Genomic DNA, 20,084 nt, shown 5'->3' with positions numbered 1-20,084 from the left:
TTAATATAATTTATATTCATATGTCAAGTTTTTCTGTTGAGGTGAGCAAGCGAGTATTTATCACTGGACTTTTCTTACTAGTCTGGTTGTCGGGTTGCGTGAGCCCTAAACAGTTGGTCTATTTTCAGGACATATCGAGTACGCCCGATTCGATTCGTTTGGCGCCCTTCTCGGCGACCATTCGGCCGGGCGATCTGCTTTCGGTGCAGGTGAGCAGTCTCAACCCCGAAGCGTCGGCTTTTTTTAATCCGCACCCGGCTCAGCCGCTTACGGCCGCCCCGTCGACGCTGAACTCAACAACGCCCCTGCCGGCCTACAACGGCTATCTGGTAGCCCCCGACAATACCATTACCCTGCCTCTGATTGGTAAGGTGGCGGTAGCGGGCCTGACCAACGTGCAGGCAGCTAGCCAGATTCAGACCCGGCTGAAAGATTATCTCAAAGAACCAACGGTGAGCCTGCGGAATCTGAACTTCCGCATCACGGTACTGGGTGAGGTGGCCCGGCCATCGCTCTTCAACATTTCGAACGAACAAATTTCTCTGCCCGAAGCCCTGGGGCTGGCGGGCGACCTGACCGTGTACGGTCGGCGCGATAATGTGCTTGTCATCCGTGAAGAAAACGGAAAGCGTACCTCCGTGCGGCTCGATCTGACCCGGCGCGATGTGTTTCAGTCGCCTTACTACTACCTGCACCCCAACGATGTGGTGTATGTAGAACCCGTAAAGGCGCGGGTCGCGAGTGTCGACCGGGTGTATCAAATCACCCCTATTGTGCTGAGTGCCCTATCCTTTCTGGCCATTATTGCTTCACGCTGGTAAACTCAAGAAGTACTATGAACAACGACTCAACTTATTCTTACGTCCCGTACCAAATGGTCGAGGGCGAATCGAAAAACTTACGGGCGGTACTTATGCGATATGCCCGCAACTGGCCCTGGTTTTTGGCGAGTATGGCTATCGCGCTGGCGGCTGCCTACGTGTACCTGCTGTATCAGCAGCCGGTGTATAAAGTACAGGCCAGTTTGTTGATCAAGGACGAAAAGAAAGGCCTCGATCAGAGCAATGTGCTGAAAGAGCTCGAAATCTTTACCCCCAAGAAGGTGGTCGACAATGAGATCGAGATTCTGAAGTCGTACACACTGATGGACAAGATTGTATCGCGGCTCCAACTGACAACCCGGTACTACAAGCCGACTACGTTTGGGTACCGCGAAGTGTACGAGGCCCCCTTTCGGTTGATTGTGGAGAAGCCAACGCCCAGGCTGTACGAGAGCGAACTGAATTTTGCCTTTATGTCGGATCAGACGGTCGACATCAACGGCAAGGTGTACCCTCTGAACGAAAGTGTACAGACGCCCTATGGTCGTTTGCGGGTGTTCAATCGGAAGCCCGTGGGGGCCAACACGGAGCCGGTTCGGGTGCAGGTAGTGACGCAAACCGAAGCCGTCACCGACTTTCTGAAGAAGCTCAAGGCCGAGCCAACCTCAAAGGCATCGAGCGTGATTATGCTGACCCTCGAAGACGCCGTACCGCACCGGGGCGAGGCTATGCTCAATGAGTTGATCGAAGAATACAATCAGGCGGCCATTGCCGACAAAAACAAGATGGCGGCCAACACCCTGCGCTTTATTGAAGAGCGGCTGGCCCTGATCTCGAGCGAACTGGCGTCGGTAGAGAAAGATGTAGAGCGTTATAAGTCGAACCAGGGAATTACCGACCTGGGGGCGCAGGCGCAGAATTTTCTGGCGACGGTGCAGCAGAACGACGTGCAGATGAATCAGGTAAAGATTCAGATGAGCGCCCTCAACGACCTCGACCGGTATCTGAAGAGTCAGTCGAGCAGCCAGGGGCTGGCACCGGCTACCCTCGGCCTGGCCGATCCGGTACTGTTGGGTATGGTAAACCGGCTGTCGGAACTGGAACTGAAGCGGGAGCAGGCCGTGCGGACGACCTCGGAGTTGAACCCGATTGTACAAACCCTCGACGGACAGATCAAAGAAACCCGTACCAACATTACGGAGAATGTAGAAACCATGAAAAAGCAGCTGGCGAGCACCCAGCAGCAGCTGATGGCCAACAATGGCCGCATGGAGAGCATGATTCGGACGATTCCGGCCAAGGAGCGGTCGTTGCTGGATATTACGCGGCAACAGTCGATCAAAAATGGCTTGTACACGTACCTGCTTCAGAAGCGCGAAGAAACAGCCGTTTCGTTTGCCTCGACCATTTCGGACAGCCGCACGATTGATGCTGCCCGCGCGGGTAACCTGCCCATTAAGCCGGTTCGGCGGTTTTTCTTCCTGGTATTTGGCCTGCTGGGGCTGCTGTTGCCCATTGGGGTGATTGCGGGCCGCGACGCGCTCAACAACCGGGTGTTGCGCCGGGCCGATGTGGAAGATCAGACGCAGGCACCGATTCTGGGCGAGTTGATCAAGAACAAAAATGGGGAGGCTATCGTGATTCGGGGCCGGAGCCAGTCGATTCTGGCCGAACAAATCCGGACGCTGCGGACCAACCTCCAGTTTTTGCGGACCGATGCCGAGCGTAGTCAGGTTCTGTTGTTTACGTCGAGCATCAGTGGTGAGGGTAAGTCGTTTATCTCGCTCAACCTGGGGGCCAGCCTGGCCCTGACCGGCCGCCGGACGGTGGTGCTGGAAATGGACCTTCGGAAACCCAAGCTGCACAAGAATCTGGGTATTGCACACGGGTCGGGCATTAGCAATTACCTCATTGGTGACGCGACGGTAGAAGAGATACTGCGGCAGATTCCGGGCCACGACAACTACTTTATTGTTACCAGCGGGCCAATTCCGCCCAACCCCGCCGAACTACTCAGCACCCCGAAGCTGACCGAGCTGATAAATGCCCTCAAAGAGCATTTCGACTATGTACTGATTGACTCACCGCCGATTGGCCTGGTGACCGATGCGCAACTGATTGCCCCTCTGGCCGACGCTACGCTGTATGTGGTGCGCCATGACCTGACGCCCAAACTGTACCTGAAGCAGCTGGACACGTGGTATCGGGAGCAGCGGTTCCAGAAACTCAACGTGATTCTGAATGCCGTGGGCGATGGCGAAGCATACTACAATAGCTACAGCTACGGGGGGTACTACGACGAGAAAAAACCGGCGCGAACCGGCAAACGAGCCTAGCGCCAACTACTTTTTTATTCCGGGTTATACTGCCAATTATTTCGTTTTGTTCCCATGCTTTCCATCGATTCAACTTATGCTAAGGTTCACGACGTTCGTCGTGATGTTGATGCGGTAGCTACCGGTTTACAATCATCCTGGTATTCGCAATACGGCAAGCGATTGTTTGATATTACGGTGGCTTCGCTTGTCACGCTCTTTGTGCTCTCGTGGCTGCTGCCCATTGTGTGCCTGCTTATTCGGATTACCTCACCGGGGCCGGGTTTGTTCAGGCAGGTGCGGTCGGGTCGGCGGGGGCAGGTATTTCGATGCCTCAAGTTTCGGACGATGTATTACAACCCCAAAGGGAACTTTGCCCAGTGCCGACAGCATGACTCCCGCGTGACACCCATTGGCCGGTTTTTGCGCCGGACCAATCTGGACGAAATGCCGCAGTTTCTGAACGTACTGTGGGGCGACATGAGCATTGTAGGGCCCCGGCCACATGCTATTCAGCACGACGAAATGTACTGGACCCGGATTCCGAGCTACCATAAGCGCTACCTGGTGCGGCCGGGTATTACGGGCCTGGCGCAGGTACGTGGCGCACGGGGCGAAACCCGTGAACTGATCAATATGAAACACCGGGTTGATTATGATCTGCTGTACGTTCGGCGTGAGTCGCTGGGGCTCGACGTTAAGTTGTGCCTCGCTACGGTGAAGTGCATGATCAAGGGTAATGTTAATGCCTGGTAGTGACTGACCACCGGCAGGGACTGACCACCCCCTAACCCCCTCCTGAAAAACAGGAGGGGGAACAGACAGACAGTTTACCTACAGGTATCCTTCAATAGGTCAAGTTGGTTGTGAACAATTCACCCTCCTTAGTTCAAGGAGGGGGTTGGGGGGGTAAGCCGCTACGATCAGGTAAAACACGCAGGTATCAGACTGCGATATAACCCGGAAAGGCATTGATTGCCGTTCCGAAAAACACGAAAGCTTTTCATGCTCGCCGTAATTAATGCGCTTCGGTTTCGCCAGCAACGACCTGCCAACTTGGTAGACGGTGCCGCACTGGATGGTGCGGCACCATCCAGTGCGGCACTCGAATCGAAAATCAACCGGAGCATTGTGGTTTCGTTTGGGGTTCGGTTTCTGAGCATAGCCGTTACGTTTCTGTTTATTCCACTGGCTATTCAGACGCTCTCCCGGCATGAGTTCGGAATCTGGATGGTGTTGTTTTCGATGGTCAACTGGCTGGCCATTGTCGAAACGGCGGTTATCAATTACCTGCGCAACGAACTGATTGCCTGTTTTGTGGCTGACGATACCGACCGGGCCGGGCAGGTGGTGGCCTCGGCGGTGGCTACGGCCGCGCTTATTGCGCTGGTCTTGGTTGGCGTGGCTGGTGTGGCCTATCTGATGGGTGGGCTTAGTCCGTTGCTCAGCCTGCTTTCGATCAACGAACCGGGGGTGCAACAGGCGTTTGGGGTGGTACTGGTCGGGCACGTGTTGCAGATGATGATGAAACTGTACAACGGGGTGCTACTCGCCGACCATAAGGTGTACCTAACATCGGTGAGTTTGCTGACCTGTAATCTGATCAGCTTTGTTGCGATTCTGTTGCTGGCCTACTTTCAGATTAACTCCCTGCTCGTATTCTCGGCTATTCAGAGCTTTATGCCCATTGTGGTGTACGGGGGCTTTCTGGCGTACGGCTTTCGGACGACCTACGCCCGGCTGATGCCCAACCTGGGGCACTGGGCGAAGGTGCGTATCGGCTCGGTACTGAGCCGCAGCGGTAGCTTTTTTGTGTTACAGCTCGTGAGTACGCTCATGTTTACGTCGGGTAGCCTGGTGGTGGCCCGGTATTTCTCGGCTACGGAAGTGACTACCTATGCCGTTACGGCCAAGTATTACAGTCTGATTCCGACCATCTACGGTATCGTGATTGCGCCCTACTGGTCGGCCTTTGCCGAAGCGTTTCTGAAGCGCGATCGTCTCTGGATTACGGGTACCATGAGCCGGCTACACCGGTTCTGTGTAGCTACGGTAGTGGTGGCGGCTGGTATGCTCCTGATGAGCAATGTCGCGTGCCAGATCTGGCTGGGCAATGCTGTCACGATCCCGTTTGAGCTGGCGTTTGCCTTCACGGTTTATTCGGGGGCGTATGTACTCCTGAGTAACTACAACTATTACACCAACGCGGTGGGTCGGCTGCGGCTCGCTACGGTGGTGTCGGCGGTGGGCTGCGTGCTCTTTTTTCCGCTCAACTACCTGTTTATTGAGGTGCTGGGCCTAGGGCTGTCGGGTGTGGTGTGGGTAAGTACGGCCTGGTGCCTGTTGCTGACCCTGTGTTGCCGGTACGAATACCAAAAATCGCTGGCAACGCTATGAAAAAGCCCTCTTTGCTCAATACCCTCTACCGGTTGCTACGCTATGGATACCGGCTCGTGCGGGGCGCTACCGGTCAGGGGCTGAGTAAGCTGCTGCTCCGGGCCAATATGGTGGAGTACGGGGCCAATTTTCGCAGCAATGGCGTGCCAATTGTCGACATTCGGCACCCGGCTTCCATGCGTATGGGTGATAATGTGTCGCTCAATAACGGGCTGAATTACAACCGGATAGGTCGGCAGCAGCGGTGCATGTTTGTGGCCAACTACGGCGGGGTAATCACCATCGGGAACCACGTGGGTATGAGCGGTACGGCTCTGATCTGCCACTGTGGCATCACGATTGGCAACCATGTGCTGATCGGAGGTAATACGGCCATTTACGATACCGATTTCCACCCGATTACGGCTGAGGGTCGGCGCCGGGGTGCCCATGCCGAGCAGGCCGCCAAAAAGCCGGTGCGTATAGAAGACGATGTGTTTATCGGGGCGCACTCGACCATTCTGAAAGGCGTGACCATTGGCCGGGGGGCCGTGATCGGGGCCGGGTCGGTAGTGTCGCGTACTGTTCCCCCCTACGAAATCTGGGCGGGTAACCCGGCCAAGTTCATCAAAGCGGTCGACCAATGAAGAATTTACCTTACATATTGCTCATGTACGCGGGGGTACTGGCGTTTCCGTACGCCCTCGAACTTTACTTCGGGTTTGGCGAATCGTACCTGTACCCTTCCGTCGAGAGTCATTTGCCCCTTCTGCTGCCCATTATTGCCATTTTTACCCTCCGTAACTTCTTTACCCGGTTCTTTCTGTCGGTTTGGGTGGCCTGGTTGCTGGTTGGCGAAACGTTTATTCTGTCGTATTACGAGCACAACCCGTATTACATCGCGCAGGCCGAGGGTTGCCTTATCTACGCCCTCTTTCTGGCGGCTCTGTCGGCTGGGATGCTGCTGTATGAGCAAAGCAACCCGCAACGGATTCACGGAGCCATCCATAAAGCCATGCACACCTCGGTATCGTACGATTTGGGGTATCTGGAGTACGGCTTTGTGGCCTATCCGTTTATCTGGATTGCCATTATCTACAGCAACATTGGCTTTATTCCGCTGCTGGCTGGTAAAGACATTACCGACAGCATGTATGAGATTCAGTACGGATACATTTATGGCTACGGCCTCTACAACTGCGTGAGTGCGCTGGTGGTGTACCGCAAACTACGCATGAGCCGGGCCCTGATGGCCAAAGTGCTCTGGGGGCTGATATTGCTGATCGTTCTGCTCATTATGTCGTTCGACAGCAAGCGGCTCTTTCTCCTGCTGACGATCCTGGCCATTATGGTCTACGAGCAGATGACCACCCGCAGTTTTCGGATCAACAAAGGGATGATTGTGGCCGGATTGTTTGCCCTTGTCATGTACAGTGGCCTCCAAAGTGTCCGGCTTGGCAATAGCGATGTGGGTAAGTATTCCAGTCAGGGCTTACCCGTGGGGGTCGAGTTTCGAGAGTACATCCGAACCGTGAACAGCTTCGGGCCCGGCGATATTGCCAACTACGACCTGCTCACAAGTACCCTCGGGCAGATGCTCAACTCGTCGCTAATCCGGCTGGCGGGTTTCGATAAGACCGAGCTGATCAGTCAGGATAGCGCCACCGCCTGGATGAAACTCTTCGACGACAACAATGCGCTCGGCATCCGAACGGGCCTGATTTCGGAAGTGTATTTCGCCTACGATTTTGCCGGCCTGTTGCTGATGGCCCTCATTGGGTACGGCATCAGCGCCCTGGGCAATGCGTTGCTCAAAGCGAGCCGGTTCAGCCATCTGGTGTTGCTGGCCATTGTGTACGGGCTCACGCTCCTGACCGTTTTTGGGCAGCTATCCGTTTGGGGCGGGTGCCTCACCGTACTGGCTTATCTGTACGCCCTGTTGTCTGTTTTCAATCTGGTCCTGGGCCGAAAAAACCCGCAGCCTGCCGTACCTTATCTTGTTCGTCATGATTTACGTCGTTATTCCCGTTCATAACCGCAAACAGTACACCCGTACCTGCCTGCAATGCCTGCGCGGGCAAACGCACCCATCGGTGCAAACCATTATCGTAGACGATGGCTCTACCGATGGTACCGACGCCATGGTACAGGCCGAGTTTCCCGAAGCGGTGCTGCTCAAAGGCGACGGTAACCTCTGGTGGACTGAGGCCACCAACGTAGGGATCCGGTACGCGTTTCACAAGGCACCTGCCGACGAAGAAAACTTTATTCTGACGCTCAACGACGATACCGAAGTTGGCCCCGATTACGTGGCCCAGCTGCTGGCTACCTACCGCGAGCACGGACCCTGTCTGGTGGGCTCGGTCAGTGTGGATTCGGCCAATCCGGCCCGGCTCGAATACGCCGGTACCCGCGTAAACCTGCGCTGGACGGGCGAAGTCGATCTGGCTAGTCAGCAGTATCAGAATCAGTACAACCGCCTGAAACACGGCCCAACGGCCCTCCGTTCTGATAGTTTACCGGGCCGGGGTGTGCTCATTCCGTTTCGGGTGCTGCACGAAATTGGCCTGTTCGATTCGCGCCGGTTTACGCACTACATGGCCGACATTGAGTTTAGCGTTCGTGCGCACAAGGCCGGTTTTCCGCTCATGGTCTCGGTATTGGCTGTCGTGCGCGAACACGTACACGCTACCGGCCTCGATGTGAAAGGAACACTGTCGTTGGGGCAGTTTGTCCGGGGTATGTTTTCGATGCGGTCGGCTACTTACCTCAAGCCCCGGTTCTACTTTGCTCTCCGGCACTCGCCTACCCATTTGCTTTACTTTTTGCTCGATGTAGCCCGCATGTTTACTGGCTACACCGTGCGCCGGTATAAGGCTCGTACGCTCAAAGCGGGGGTCTGAAGCAGGCCATACAAGTAGTCAGACAGAATTAAATGTAAAATGAATAGTGCAAAATGTACAATGAGATGGCTGATTATCAGCAGGTAATACAATTGTTTATTTTGCATTTTACATTGTTCATTTACTTACTATTTATTCAGTAAACCTTAACCCCTAAAAGACACCGGGGGCCGATTCGAAAGAGTCGGCCCCCGGTGCGTTTGGGTAGGGTTTGTCTTGTGTGCTGATTACTTGTTTGCCAGCGTGCAGTCTTTCAGGATGTTGCCCGTGGCCGATTCACTTTCGTGCATAAACTTGGCCGACGTGCCTTTGCGGTTCAACTGGCTGTTGCTGATTACGTTGCGGCTGGTTTTAGCACCCGTGAATTTCACGATGGCCGTGGCCGATTTGCTTTGTTCGCAGCTAATGGTGCTGTTGATGAAGGTGTTGTTCTGGCAGTTAAAGCTCGTCGATTCGATGCTAACGGCACAGGTGCCCCGGCTCGTGATCCGGTTGTTGTTGAAGTTGCTGTCCGACACATTGCGGATCTGTACGAACAGGCTCGTATTGAACGTGTTGTTTTCGATGGTTGAGCGGAGCATGTTACCCAGAAACAGGTAGGCATTGTCGTTGGCACCTGTGTTTTGATTGCCGCTGATCGTCACGTTTTCGTGAAAATCACCTTTCAGCGATGAGATGGCGATGATGGCTGTGGGGCGGTTGCCTTCCACATTGGTGCGGTTCAGGGCTGTGAACACATTTTGCAGGATCTGCGCGTTTTTAACAGCTCCGGCCAACTCGATACCCAAATCGTAGGGGTTGCTGATGGTGTTGTTGGCAATGACAACCTCGCTTCCTTTGCCCGACAGGCTAACCGCCATGCCGTGGTGGTACGCGCTGTTTTCGTTCAGGCCCAGGTTCCGAAATACCGAGTTCCGAACCTCAATGTTGCTGAACCGAACAACCCCGTCGGTCAGGTGATTCTGAATCTCGATACCCATGTTACCCAGATTGGCAAACGTGCAGTTGTTTACCCGAAGGTCGCTTACCGAGGCTCCTACGGCGTCGGTAACCAGTTTGATGCCCGAGGTAGCACCGTAAGGGGCCGTAAATGTGCAACCCGTAAACGACAACCCTTTAATGGCTTTGCGGTTGCCCGATACCAGCCCGAAGTAATACGTGCTTCCGTCGCGGCTGCTGCTTTCAAACGTCAGGTTGGTAAACGCGACGTTCGTTACCGAGCCCAGATCAAAAATGGTGCGCTCAGTCGTTACCAGCCTGGCCTCTCCAACGCCTACCAGCTCCACGTTCGACACCTCCAGTTTGATTACTTGCGTCAGCTTGTAGGTTCCCGCGCCAAACAGCAGTTGCTTACCCATGCTTGCTTTCAGTGCTTTCCGGATAGCCTCGGTATCGTCGGCCTGCCCGTCGCCTTTTGCGCCAAACGTCCGTACGTCAACCGCATTTGCATCGATCTGAACACTCACCCGGGCCGCTACGGCCTCAACCACCGGAGCTGCTACGGCTTGCGGGGCTACTTCGTCGGAGGTAGGGTTACAGCTCGTCAGCAAACCGCTCATCAGAACCGTAATCGCCAATACCGCGGAGCGGATAATTGAGCTGGTCAGACGAACTTGGATAAGAGTGTTAGCGGTAGAGAGTGCCATGTTTTTGATCGTTTTAGCGCGTTGCCTGATCAAAATTGGCCTCTAAAAGAGGGGAGGAGGGGTCTAATTCGATGAGTTGCAGAATCCGCCGGTTTTTTGGCAGGATATTGCACAAAATTGGTTTTGAGAAAAGGGTAAAAATTGCACTATTAAAAGAGGTTTAATCTCGTATGGTTATTCTGTATAAATGACAATAAGTTAATTATTTGGATTTGAATCTTAAAGCGGGATTAAAAACATAATTATATATTAAATTATAATAATATTTAAAAATAAAATTTGGCCTTACGTGAATTTTACAAACTAATAAATGTTGTACTTTACCTGTATGTATTTTCGTTAATCCGGATTTAATAATTGTACTTTTTAAGGCCAATAGCTCGTATCTGCGCTTTAGAAAGCTAACGAAAGTGAGTTACAGATAATAGCATACGCAAAACCCCCTAACATGCCTGAATAGCACATTAGGGGGCTGGTGACCGATGCGGTTGGCTACGCGTGTTGGGTAGCCTTTAGTTGGCTGCTATGCCGGGCGTTGAGCGAATGTATTCTCGTTGACTACCGATTCATAGATAGACAATACCTCGTTGAGTACGCGGTCGGCTGCGTAGCGCTCCCGAAACTCGCGGTAGAGCGACTCGGTCAGGGAGGTTGTTAGCGGCTGTTGGCGCGTGTGAGTCAGGACCTCGTGCAACGATTGGGCGTTGCCAGCCTTGAAGGCCGTGCCGAGTTTACCGTGCCGGATAATCGTCAGCAGATTTTCGACATCCGAGGTAACAATGGGTGTTCCGGTGGCAAAGGCTTCGAGCATCGTTGTCGGGAGGCCTTCGTAACAGATAGAGGTAATCACAAACGCCCGGCAACGTTTCAGCTGTTCGGCGGCTTCGTCGCGGGTAAGCTTGCCTACGTATTGCAGATGAGGCAACTCGGCGGCCGCCTGTTCAACCAGGGGCCGGAGGGGCCCATCGCCCACGATTCGGATGGGGTGGGTGCCCAACCGGGCCGCGTCGATCAGGGTCTGAATCCCTTTTTCGGGCGATAACCGCCCTACGTACAGGAAAAAATCGTCGCGGTTTTCGGGGCCAGAGTACCCCAGATCAGGTACAAAATTGGGTTTGACGACCACCTGCTCGGGCTTGAGCTTCAGCGACGACTGGAGTATCTTTTTCCGGCCAAACTCGGTGAGGCTGATAAACCGATCAATTCGTTGCCAGGTGCCCAGGAGCTTGTGCAGGCCCGTGATGGCCGTGAGTTGAGCCGATTGTGCCTTTGAGTCGCGGAAGCAGCCGAACCGGATGCCATCGAGCGGAAGCGTCTGGGTGAGGCAGCGCTCGCAGGGCACCTCACCCGGGCGCATCAGCGTACCACCCACGCACACCAGGCGGTAGTTATGGAGGGTCATCACGACCGGAATCCCCCGCTTTTTGATCTCGTCGATCACGCCCGGCGAGGCCGTGTAAAACAGGTTGTGAATGTGTACCACGTCGGGTTTGAACCGATCGAGGGCTTCTCCAACCCGCCGGGCCGACCCACTGTGCCGTAACGACCGGATGGCCCCGCTCAAGTTGCCCAGCAACGACCCATCGAACCCTTCGTTGGTAAATGTGACCGTTTCGACCGGCAGGCCTGCCTGCCGCAGCGCATCCACTTCCTGTTCAAAAATGACGTCTTCGCCACCGCGCTGCTGGTAATAATTATGAATAAAGAGGATCCGCATACGTCAACGTTGGGATAAAAGAGTACGAAAACTAAGCATGGCTCCCAGACTGTTGTTGAGCCAACGTCCCTCGTCGGCAGCGAGGGTGAGCCGCACCTGCGACTGGGTGCCCCAACGCACGGGCACGAGCACCTCGGCCATGCCTGATAGCTGCGTACGTGGGGTACGCGGGTCGTGCCAGATAGGGCGGCCAAAGTTGCGGCTGTGCGATACCAGCGCCCGTACCTGCACGCCCGATGGCCAGCCGCCCAACAGGCCCAGGTGCAGCACCTGCACCCGGTTGTTGCTGATCATCATGCGGCCGAACCCCCCGCGCAAGTCGCGCAGGTCGGGGCGGGTATCGAGGTAGCGCGTCAGAAACGGGGTGCCCAGCACCCGCTGCTGATGTGTCCAGCCATCGCGGTACTGGTAATTGTTAAAGTAGTCGTCAGCTCCGTCGTATTGCCGGTTTTTGGTGTCGATGGTAAATCCGCCCTGATTCATGGTGGTCAGGAGTTCGGCCGTAACCTGCTGGAGCCGGAAACCCGAACCGATTTCGGGGGTAGCGTTGCGCCACCGCAGACCATATAGCCCGTCGGGCATATTTTGCATAGCCACCCCCGATTTATCTTCGAACGGGTGCTGGTAGTACAGGTACCAGTTGGCGCGGCTACCGGCCAGTTCGAGGGCCAGATCGATAGAGCCGAGGTGATTACCCACGCGGTTGAGCAGGTCAAACTGACTGTACTGAGCCGAGTCGCTTGCGGGGGGCTGATCTACGGTGATCACCCGCCAGTAATCGCGGAGCGAGCTGGGGAGCCGCCCACCGGGAGCGAGTTTTCCCACGGCTTCGGACCGGCCACCCCATTGCGCATGGTGCGTGACGCCCCCAAACAGCCGAACCCGGTTGCGAAACAGACTGATCCGGCCAAAGAGGGCTTTCTGATGCAGAAACGAGCCCTGCACCGAGTCGGTATTGCTGAACCAGCCGTGCGCGTACAGGGCCGAAACTGCCAGAATACCTTTGGTGAAGCCGATGGGCACAAACCCCCGCGTGCCAATCTGTAGTTTCGGGATGGGCATAGCATTGCCCGACCAGGCGTAGCTACCCGACGTCAGCAGGGTGTCGCCCAGGCCAAACACCTCGCGCCGTTTGCCGACGTAGAGTTCAAACGCACCGAGCCGGGCACTTGCGTAAGCCTCGGGGAGCATTACCCGAGCGGCACCGGGCGCGGCTGTGCCCACGGCTTCAAGGCCTAGTTTCAGGTGTACCTGTTTGGAGTTGTCGGGATCGCCCAGAAACTGAACCCCGCCAACCCGTACCAGACCGGCCGGGGCATTGAGCGGAACAATTCCGTACTGCCGCGAGCGGAGCCAGAAGGGTGTCGACGAGCCCGAAGCCACCAGCCCCCCGGCCTCGGCAAATACCCGTTGCCCCCGTTGGGTGGTGTCCGGAATCTGCTGCGCCAGGCTAGGAGTCAGAGCGGCAATGGCCGTGAGGCCACCGAAGAAAAGTCGTTTCATGAAGAGAGTTTGCAAACGGAGGGGTCAAAAAGAAAGATGTCGGCGCATACGGGTCAGGTCAGACAATACCCGGCTGGTCAGGCGGGTGGGCAGGCTAAACCGTTGCCGCATACCTCGCACGTAATGATTGGCGCAAATGAGCGAATCGGGAAACGTGAACGTTTGGCCGGTGCCGGGGTCCAGCAGGGTCTCGTAGCGGTTGTAGCCTGAGGTGTTGGTCGAGTCGAGGCTGAAACCGATGTTCCGAATTTTCGATACGGTAGGGTAGAGGGTTACGCCCTGGTGTTTGGCCTGCGCGTAGCACCAGCGGATGGCCCACGAGTCAATTTCTTTGGTGCGCCAGCGCCGGAGCATGCGGGGGCGGTCGCTACCGTAGTAGGCAAACTGGCGGTAGCGGGTTTTGTCGGCCACAAACTCGTCGTAATCGGCTACCGACCAGTCGGCCTTGGCCCATCGGTCGGCCCAGGTTGCCCACCCCCACGAACTCGTGCGGGGGAATACGTACGCATCAAACGGATAATTAGCGGGTTTGGTAAACGGAAAGGTATAGCCGGAAATAGAAAACAGTTGCGGCTCATGCTCGTAGTGCGTGAGTGCCGCGTTCATGTAATCGAGAAAATTAGGGGTGGTAAGCAGGTCGTCTTCCAGCACGATGACCTTCCCATACTGCGCCATCACGGCCGACACACCCGTAATGACCGAGGTGGCTAACCCCCGGTTTTCGGATGCATAGTGCCGGTACACATTTCGGAATCCCCCGGCCGCGTCGACAATAGCCCGCACAGCCGCCACTTTGGGCTCATCGGCCGGTTTTTTGGGGCCGTCGATAAACACGTGCAAGTCGCTCTGGGAAGCCAGGTAATTGGCCCGGAGGGCGTCGAGTGTCTGGCGAATTTCGGCGGGGCGTTTGTAGCCAAACAACACAATCGGGGCTAATGAGTGAGGGGCGTTCATGAGCGTTGGGGATTGAGCATGAGCCGGAACGAGTGCCGGGCCAGGTGCAATAGAAACAGCGAGTTGGTCACGGCATAGCGTTTGAATAGCCGCCGGGGCTCCATAGCGAGCCGATAGGCCCATTCGAGCCCGTTTTGCTGCATCCAGAGGGGCGACCGCGACTGCACGCCGGCCAAAATGGGCAGAGCCCCACCAATACCAAGCATCACAGCCCCGATGCGGCCCCGCATTTGTGCCATCCAGCGTTCCTGCTTGGGGCAACCGAGGGCCACAAATACCAACCGGGCACCCGACGCGTTGATCTGGGCAACGGTGGCTTCTTCCTCGGCCGGGGTGAGCGCCCGAAACGGGGGCGACAGTACGCCCGCAATGCGCAGGTCGGGGTGCCGCTGCTCGCAAACTGCTACGGTTTTGGCCAGGACGTCGGGGGTGGAGCCGTAGAAAAAAACGGGCAGGTTTTCGTCGGCCGCCCGCCGAACCAGGTCGGGCAGCATGTCGATACCGGCTACCCGGTCCTGCCGAATCTGGCGTTGCAACCGGATGGCCCAGGTCAGGGGTACCCCATCGGCACACACCCAATCGGCCCCGTTGACCAGTTCGGCAAACTCTTTCTTTTGTTGGCCCTCAATAGTCATGTGCACGTTGGCAAAGCAGACCGTCCGCGACTCGCCCTGTTGAGCGGCCCGGATAATCGACTCCCGAATGTGGTCGTACGAACCGAGGGAGACGTTGAGGCTAATCACGGGCGCTCGTTCGGGCTGCTGAGCGCACATGGGCGAACCGTTTGAGAAACTGGACATTGACTGGTTTATCGTTTTTGGTTTCTGGTTTATCGTTTCGGGGTAAGGTCCGGATTTTTGGAGTGGTTGGCGTTTCCGTTTATCGTTTTGGGGTTTATGATTACGTGGAAACTGGCTTTGAAGGTCTTGGGCAGGGCACTGAGCCGAACCGCCGATCTTTATAAACTCGCGTTATAAAAGCTTCTGATTCACAAGGGGCTGTTTCGAAAGTAAGTCCCAATCGGCCGAGGTGAATACAGCGGGCAAACAGGCCAGATCAGCCTCCCGGTGGAGGTCGCTGCCCAGAAAATCGACACAGTGTTCCTGCAGGAGCGATTGCGCAAATCGCTGGGTTCGGGAGCCATACCGCCCCGTCAGCGACAGCAGGTTGAGTTGCATGTGGCATCCCTGCGCCCGGAGCTGCTTGAGCAAATACGGCTCGGTCTGGTAATAACGGTACCGCTCAGGATGGGCCAACACGGGGGTGTAGCCCTTCACCTGCATGGCAAAAATCCAGTCGGTGAGTTGCCGGGGCGCGGCCGCCCACCCTGTCTCGATCAGCACGTACTGGGCCTCGCCGAATGTCATGAGTGTATCGGCCCGGAGATGCTGGTCAAAGTTCTCATCGAGCAGGTACTCAGCCGCCACACTAAACGTAATGGGCAGTTGGGCTTCGGCAATGGCCCCCCGCACGAGGGCTTCTTTCTCGCGCAGAAGTGCCACCGTGTTGGGGTGGTAATCTTGGCTAATGTGTGGGGTGCAAACTACCCGCCGGATACCCCACTGTGCATACTGCCGGAGGCAAGTCATGGTTTCTTCGAGGGTTTTAACCCCATCGTCGACACCCGGTAGCAAGTGATTGTGCATATCCACGGGCCATGTAGCCGCCATGCGCTCCTGAAAAGGGCCATCGTCGGGTTTTCCCATACGCCACCGTCGAAAATACTCCCACATACCTTTCTATACGCTCAAAAACGCCAAACCCTTCATACCACCGTACCGCTTTTGTACACGTACTCTTCTCTCCGAAAGAGAGTTTCTTTAGCTGCCACAGCGATCGATTGAGTCGACCTACTTTGGTTTGGCATAACAAAAAAAGGTAATTTTATTAAATGTTCATATTAAATTGCATACAGAGTTCTAAACTATCCCCTTAGTGTGTATTGGTTTGTGAGTTAAACCGCTCATTAGTTGTGCGTTATGAATGTACTGATTACGGGAGGAGCCGGTTTTATTGGATCAACATTGGCGGGCCGACTGCTGCGTGAAGGGCATCGGGTGAGTATTGTCGACAATTTCAACGGGGCCTACGACCCGGCCCTGAAACGTCAGAACATCCGGCGTATAGGTCCGGCCGGTTCGGTAATGGTGTACGAGGGCGACGTGCGACAACCGCCCTTTATGCGGCACGTACTCCGGCACGAGGCTGTCGACGTGGTGGTGCATCTGGCGGGCCTGGCGGGTGTGCGGCCATCCCTGCAAAACCCAACCGCTTACTTCGATCATAACCTCAACGGTACTACGGTTCTGCTCGACGCCATGCGCGATACGGGCGTTAGTCGGGTGGTGGTGGCCTCGTCGTCGTCGGTGTACGGCAACCGGGCACAGGGGCCGTTTCTCGAAACCGACCCCACCGACGAGCCGGTGTCGCCCTACGCTCTTTCCAAACGGGCGGTCGAGCTGGTGTGCAGTCAGTACAGCCGTTTGTATGGCCTCAATGCGTACTGTTTGCGGCTGTTTACGGTGTACGGCCCCCGGCAGCGGCCCGATATGGCCATTTCGCGGTTTTTGCATCAACTATACCGGGGGCAGCCCGTCCGGCTTTTCGGCGACGGCCACAGTCAGCGTGATTATACGTACGTGGACGACATTGTCGACGGCATGGTGCGGGCAATCCGGCGCGTGAGTGGGTACGAGGTGATCAACCTGGGTAGCGCGGCCCCGGTATCGCTGCTCGAACTGGTGTGTTTGCTGCGTGACATTACCGGGCGGCATTCGCCTATTGAATGGCAGGCCGAGCAGCCGGGCGATGTTCCGCTGACCTATGCCAACATTGACAAGGCCCGGCGGTTGCTCGGCTATGTACCGGCTACTAATCTGCGCGAAGGCCTGACACACATGGTTGAGCAGTTGGGACAACCTACCGTACTATCTCTTTTATGAAAAAACCATATCTCTCGGTTGTTGTGGGGGTGTACAACGAGGCTGGCAACATTGCCCCGCTGATTGGTCAGTTGAGCGCGGCTCTCGAACCCGTCGATTACGAGCTGATTTATGTGAATGATGGCTCGACTGATGCCACGTTGGCCGAGCTGAAGGCCACGACCCACGGACGTCTGACGGTACTTGATCTGCAAAAAAACTACGGGCAAAGTCTGGCTCTGGCTGCCGGTATCGACGCAGCCACGGGGGCCTTTATCGTCACGATGGACGGCGATGGCCAAAACGACCCGACCGATATTCTGCGGATGCTCGAAACCGCCGAACGGCAGGACGTGGACCTGGTCATGGGTATTCGGCAGGCCCGGCAGGATGGATTCTGGCTACGAAAACTGCCCAGTCAACTGGCCAATGCGCTGGTGCGTTGGGTGCTCAAAGCGCCTGTGCAGGACAATGGTTGCGGAATCAAACTATTCCGGGCCGAGCTGGCCAAATCCATCGGGCTCTACGGTGAAATGCACCGGTTTGTGGGGGTTCTGGCGTATCTGGAGGGCGCGCGCATTGTGCAGGTGCCTGTGCGGCATCATGCGCGCACCATTGGGCAATCGAAGTATGGTCTGAGTCGCACCTTCCGGGTGCTGAGCGATCTGATTTACCTGTACTTTCTGAAACGTTATCGGCACAAGCCTATGCACCTCTTTGGGGGGCTGAGTTTGTTGTTGGCGGTCGTGGGGGTACTGCTGTGGGTAGGCCAGGGGCTGGGCTTCCGGCCCGAATCGTTCAGCCCCGTAACACTCGGGGCGGTGGCTATACTGGGTAGCCTGCAACTGGCCGGTATGGGGTTACTGGCCGAGATGCAACTGCGCACCTACCACGAATCGCAGGGGAAAAAGCCGTATCGGGTCCGGCGGGTGTTCAGGGCTTCGGCCGGGTCAGGTCGGTCAGTCGCTGCCCCTGTTGCCGGCCCCATCGCAGCTGTTTGGCCTGCCCAATGACCTGCGCACCGTAGATGCCCCGGTGCCCGGTACATAGATACGCCACCACACAGGCAATGGCCACGTAGGGGCCGCAGGCGGCACCAAATAGTTCGAGCGCCATCAGAATACAGGCCAGGGGCGTATTGGCAGCCCCCGCAAATACGGCCACAAAGCCCATACCGGCCAGCAGGGCCGTGGGCAGGGGGAGCCAGGCCGAGAGGGCACTGCCCAGTGTGGCCCCGATGAAAAATAAGGGCGTTACCTCACCTCCTTTGAAACCAGCACCGAGCGTGAGGGCGGTAAACAGAATTTTAAGGATGAAATCGAGGGGGGAAAGGGGCTGTTCAAATGATTCGACAATAACCGGCACGCCCAGACCAATGTAGCGCGTACTGCCGAGGGCCCACACGGCTCCGGCCACCAGCAGACCTCCCACCAGCGGCCGGAGGGGCGCAAACGCCAGCCGGGCTTTGAACACCCGACCAATACCGTGGGTCAGGGTGCCGAACAGAAGGGCCGTTGCACCAAAGGCAAGGCCCGCCAGGGCGGCATACAGCGCGTAGGCCGGTGTGAGATCGGGCACGGCCGGGATGTGGTAATGGGTATGCCCAACCTGCCACCACCGCGTAACGTAATCGGCCCCAATAGCCGCAGCAAAGGCCGGAAACAGGGCTTCGTAGCTCAGCCGACCCACCAGAAACACTTCTAAGCCAAATATGGCCCCGGCCAGCGGAGTTCCAAACACCGAGCCGAACCCCGCACTGATGCCCGCAATGAGCAGGAGCCGACGATCGCGGGGGCGCAGGCGAAACACGGGCGTAAGCCGGTCGGCAATAGCCCCGCCCAGTTGCAGGGCCGTACCCTCGCGCCCGGCCGAGCCGCCAAACAGGTGCGTGCCTACCGTGCCGATCAGAATGAGCGGTGCCATCCGAAACGGAATGGGCGACCGGGGCCGGTGAATGGTTTCGAGCAGCAGGTTGTTGCCGCCTTCTACCGAACGCCCCCAGTAGTGGTACATCAGCCCGATCAGGAAGCCGCCGAGGGGTAGCAGGGCAACTATCCAGGGGTTTGATTCGCGCCAGTGGGTGGCCCAGTCGAGGGCCACGAGAAACAAGGCCGAAGCGGACCCGACACCCACCGAAAGAAGTGTGCAGATAACCAGCCACCGGGCCATGAAAACGAGTGCGGGAGCCCATCGGGCCAGGGCCGTCAGGGAAGCAACCGAAAAAAGACGAGCCGCCATAGAGGGCGGTAAATTACAAAAAATAACTCCCGGCCAGGAGGTCGGGAGCTATCTGGTAACCCTACAGTACGCTTCAATGGCAAAATCAACTCACAGACAACTTCATAACGTTGAGTTATCTGCGTGACTGATCGGGCTCGACTCAAAACAGAAACACCAGGTAGTATAAAGTCCTTTGGTACCTTCTGCCGGTTGGCTTCGGCATATAGGTGGGACCTTATTTGGTTTGGCAAACTAACCATTTGTCTGTTAGAAGAAGCTTACACTTTCCTTAGAAAAAGCTTAGAAATTAGCCTTCTTCCTGGGCTGTATTTTTAAATTTATAATTGCAAGGTATTGGTTTTTAGTATGTTGTCTGCGTTGTTTTGCTGAGCACACCCGAACCCGTCATAGAGCGTACCCTTCGGGCGTTTGAAAGAGAAAGATACCTTTGTTTTCGGTACTGTACGTTAGACCTCAGTACTGGACACCAGATATTGGACACTAGACGGTAAACCTCCCTACACAATGGTAGTACCTCTAACACCAGGGTCTGAAGTCCGAATATCCAGTAGTGAGACATCAGACGCCGGTACGCGAGAAGGATAGGTACGGCCTTCGGCGTCTGATATCTTTACGGTTTCCTGCGACGAAACAAAGACTACTGAACTATGAAGGCTGGGCCGGTGCTATACCGGTCGGTATTATGCC

Annotated in this window: 16 protein-coding genes; 9 read left to right on the top strand and 7 right to left on the bottom strand. The window is 56.1% G+C overall.

The window, feature by feature from the left end:
- Nucleotides 1-20 precede the first annotated feature (20 nt).
- From RUDLU_RS0108205 to RUDLU_RS0108175, 7 genes are all read left to right on the top strand, one after another.
- Entirely contained in the window at nt 21-821 is an 801-nt protein-coding gene (locus RUDLU_RS0108205; protein ID WP_044129382.1) for a polysaccharide biosynthesis/export family protein, read from the top strand.
- Between the two features lie 14 nt (nt 822-835).
- Nucleotides 836-3,157 (top strand): GumC family protein, encoded by a 2,322-nt coding sequence (locus tag RUDLU_RS0108200; RefSeq protein WP_019987886.1) that lies wholly within the window; start codon nt 836-838, stop codon nt 3,155-3,157.
- A gap of 54 nt (nt 3,158-3,211) precedes the next feature.
- Nucleotides 3,212-3,892 (top strand): sugar transferase, encoded by a 681-nt coding sequence (locus RUDLU_RS0108195; protein WP_027302877.1) that lies wholly within the window; start codon nt 3,212-3,214, stop codon nt 3,890-3,892.
- Between the two features lie 249 nt (nt 3,893-4,141).
- Nucleotides 4,142-5,533 (top strand): lipopolysaccharide biosynthesis protein, encoded by a 1,392-nt coding sequence (locus RUDLU_RS0108190; RefSeq protein ID WP_019987884.1) that lies wholly within the window; start codon nt 4,142-4,144, stop codon nt 5,531-5,533.
- On the top strand, nt 5,530-6,159 hold the full coding sequence (locus RUDLU_RS0108185) for an acyltransferase (protein ID WP_019987883.1): 630 nt from the start codon (nt 5,530-5,532) through the stop codon (nt 6,157-6,159). Before RUDLU_RS0108190 ends, RUDLU_RS0108185 begins: the two co-directional genes overlap by 4 nt.
- Entirely contained in the window at nt 6,156-7,547 is a 1,392-nt protein-coding gene (locus RUDLU_RS0108180) for a hypothetical protein (RefSeq protein ID WP_019987882.1), read from the top strand. The genes RUDLU_RS0108185 and RUDLU_RS0108180 overlap by 4 nt, the downstream gene beginning before the upstream one ends.
- A complete protein-coding gene (locus tag RUDLU_RS0108175) occupies nt 7,519-8,415 on the top strand; it encodes a glycosyltransferase family 2 protein (protein WP_019987881.1) in 897 nt (298 codons plus the stop codon). The genes RUDLU_RS0108180 and RUDLU_RS0108175 overlap by 29 nt, the downstream gene beginning before the upstream one ends.
- Before the next feature lie 227 nt (nt 8,416-8,642).
- Here the strand turns inward: RUDLU_RS0108175 and RUDLU_RS0108170 are convergent, their stop codons facing one another.
- The 6 genes from RUDLU_RS0108170 to RUDLU_RS0108145 form a co-directional block, all read right to left on the bottom strand.
- Nucleotides 8,643-10,061 carry a right-handed parallel beta-helix repeat-containing protein gene (locus RUDLU_RS0108170; RefSeq protein WP_019987880.1) on the bottom strand — a complete coding sequence of 473 codons (1,419 nt, stop codon included), beginning with the start codon at nt 10,059-10,061 and terminating at the stop codon, nt 8,643-8,645.
- A gap of 523 nt (nt 10,062-10,584) precedes the next feature.
- Nucleotides 10,585-11,778 (bottom strand): glycosyltransferase family 4 protein, encoded by a 1,194-nt coding sequence (locus tag RUDLU_RS0108165; RefSeq protein ID WP_019987879.1) that lies wholly within the window; start codon nt 11,776-11,778, stop codon nt 10,585-10,587.
- Nucleotides 11,779-11,781: 3 nt separating this feature from the next.
- Entirely contained in the window at nt 11,782-13,281 is a 1,500-nt protein-coding gene (locus RUDLU_RS0108160; protein WP_019987878.1) for a capsule assembly Wzi family protein, read from the bottom strand.
- A 24-nt stretch (nt 13,282-13,305) separates the two neighbouring features.
- Complete coding sequence (locus tag RUDLU_RS0108155) at nt 13,306-14,235, bottom strand: glycosyltransferase family protein (protein WP_019987877.1); 930 nt, start codon at nt 14,233-14,235, stop codon at nt 13,306-13,308.
- Nucleotides 14,232-15,035 (bottom strand): WecB/TagA/CpsF family glycosyltransferase, encoded by an 804-nt coding sequence (locus RUDLU_RS27140; RefSeq protein ID WP_157580123.1) that lies wholly within the window; start codon nt 15,033-15,035, stop codon nt 14,232-14,234. Before RUDLU_RS27140 ends, RUDLU_RS0108155 begins: the two co-directional genes overlap by 4 nt.
- Nucleotides 15,036-15,206: 171 nt before the next feature.
- Nucleotides 15,207-15,941 carry a tyrosine-protein phosphatase gene (locus RUDLU_RS0108145; RefSeq protein ID WP_019987875.1) on the bottom strand — a complete coding sequence of 245 codons (735 nt, stop codon included), beginning with the start codon at nt 15,939-15,941 and terminating at the stop codon, nt 15,207-15,209.
- 273 nt (nt 15,942-16,214) lie between these two features.
- Here RUDLU_RS0108145 and RUDLU_RS0108140 point away from each other — a divergent pair, with 273 nt between their 5' ends.
- On the top strand, nt 16,215-17,177 hold the full coding sequence (locus RUDLU_RS0108140) for an SDR family NAD(P)-dependent oxidoreductase (RefSeq protein WP_019987874.1): 963 nt from the start codon (nt 16,215-16,217) through the stop codon (nt 17,175-17,177).
- Nucleotides 17,174-18,169: a glycosyltransferase family 2 protein gene (locus RUDLU_RS0108135; RefSeq protein WP_019987873.1), complete on the top strand. Its 996-nt coding sequence runs from the start codon at nt 17,174-17,176 to the stop codon at nt 18,167-18,169. Before RUDLU_RS0108140 ends, RUDLU_RS0108135 begins: the two co-directional genes overlap by 4 nt.
- Here RUDLU_RS0108135 and RUDLU_RS0108130 read toward each other — a convergent pair.
- Nucleotides 18,090-19,394, bottom strand: a complete 1,305-nt coding sequence (locus RUDLU_RS0108130; protein WP_044129381.1) for a voltage-gated chloride channel family protein — start codon at nt 19,392-19,394, stop codon at nt 18,090-18,092. The genes RUDLU_RS0108135 and RUDLU_RS0108130 overlap by 80 nt on opposite strands.
- Nucleotides 19,395-20,084 lie beyond the last annotated feature (690 nt).

The organism is Rudanella lutea DSM 19387 (assembly GCF_000383955.1).
In the GTDB taxonomy this organism is placed as follows: domain Bacteria; phylum Bacteroidota; class Bacteroidia; order Cytophagales; family Spirosomataceae; genus Rudanella; species Rudanella lutea.
The sequence above is the reverse complement of the archived record's forward strand: the minus strand, read 5'-3'. Positions and strand labels throughout refer to the sequence as shown.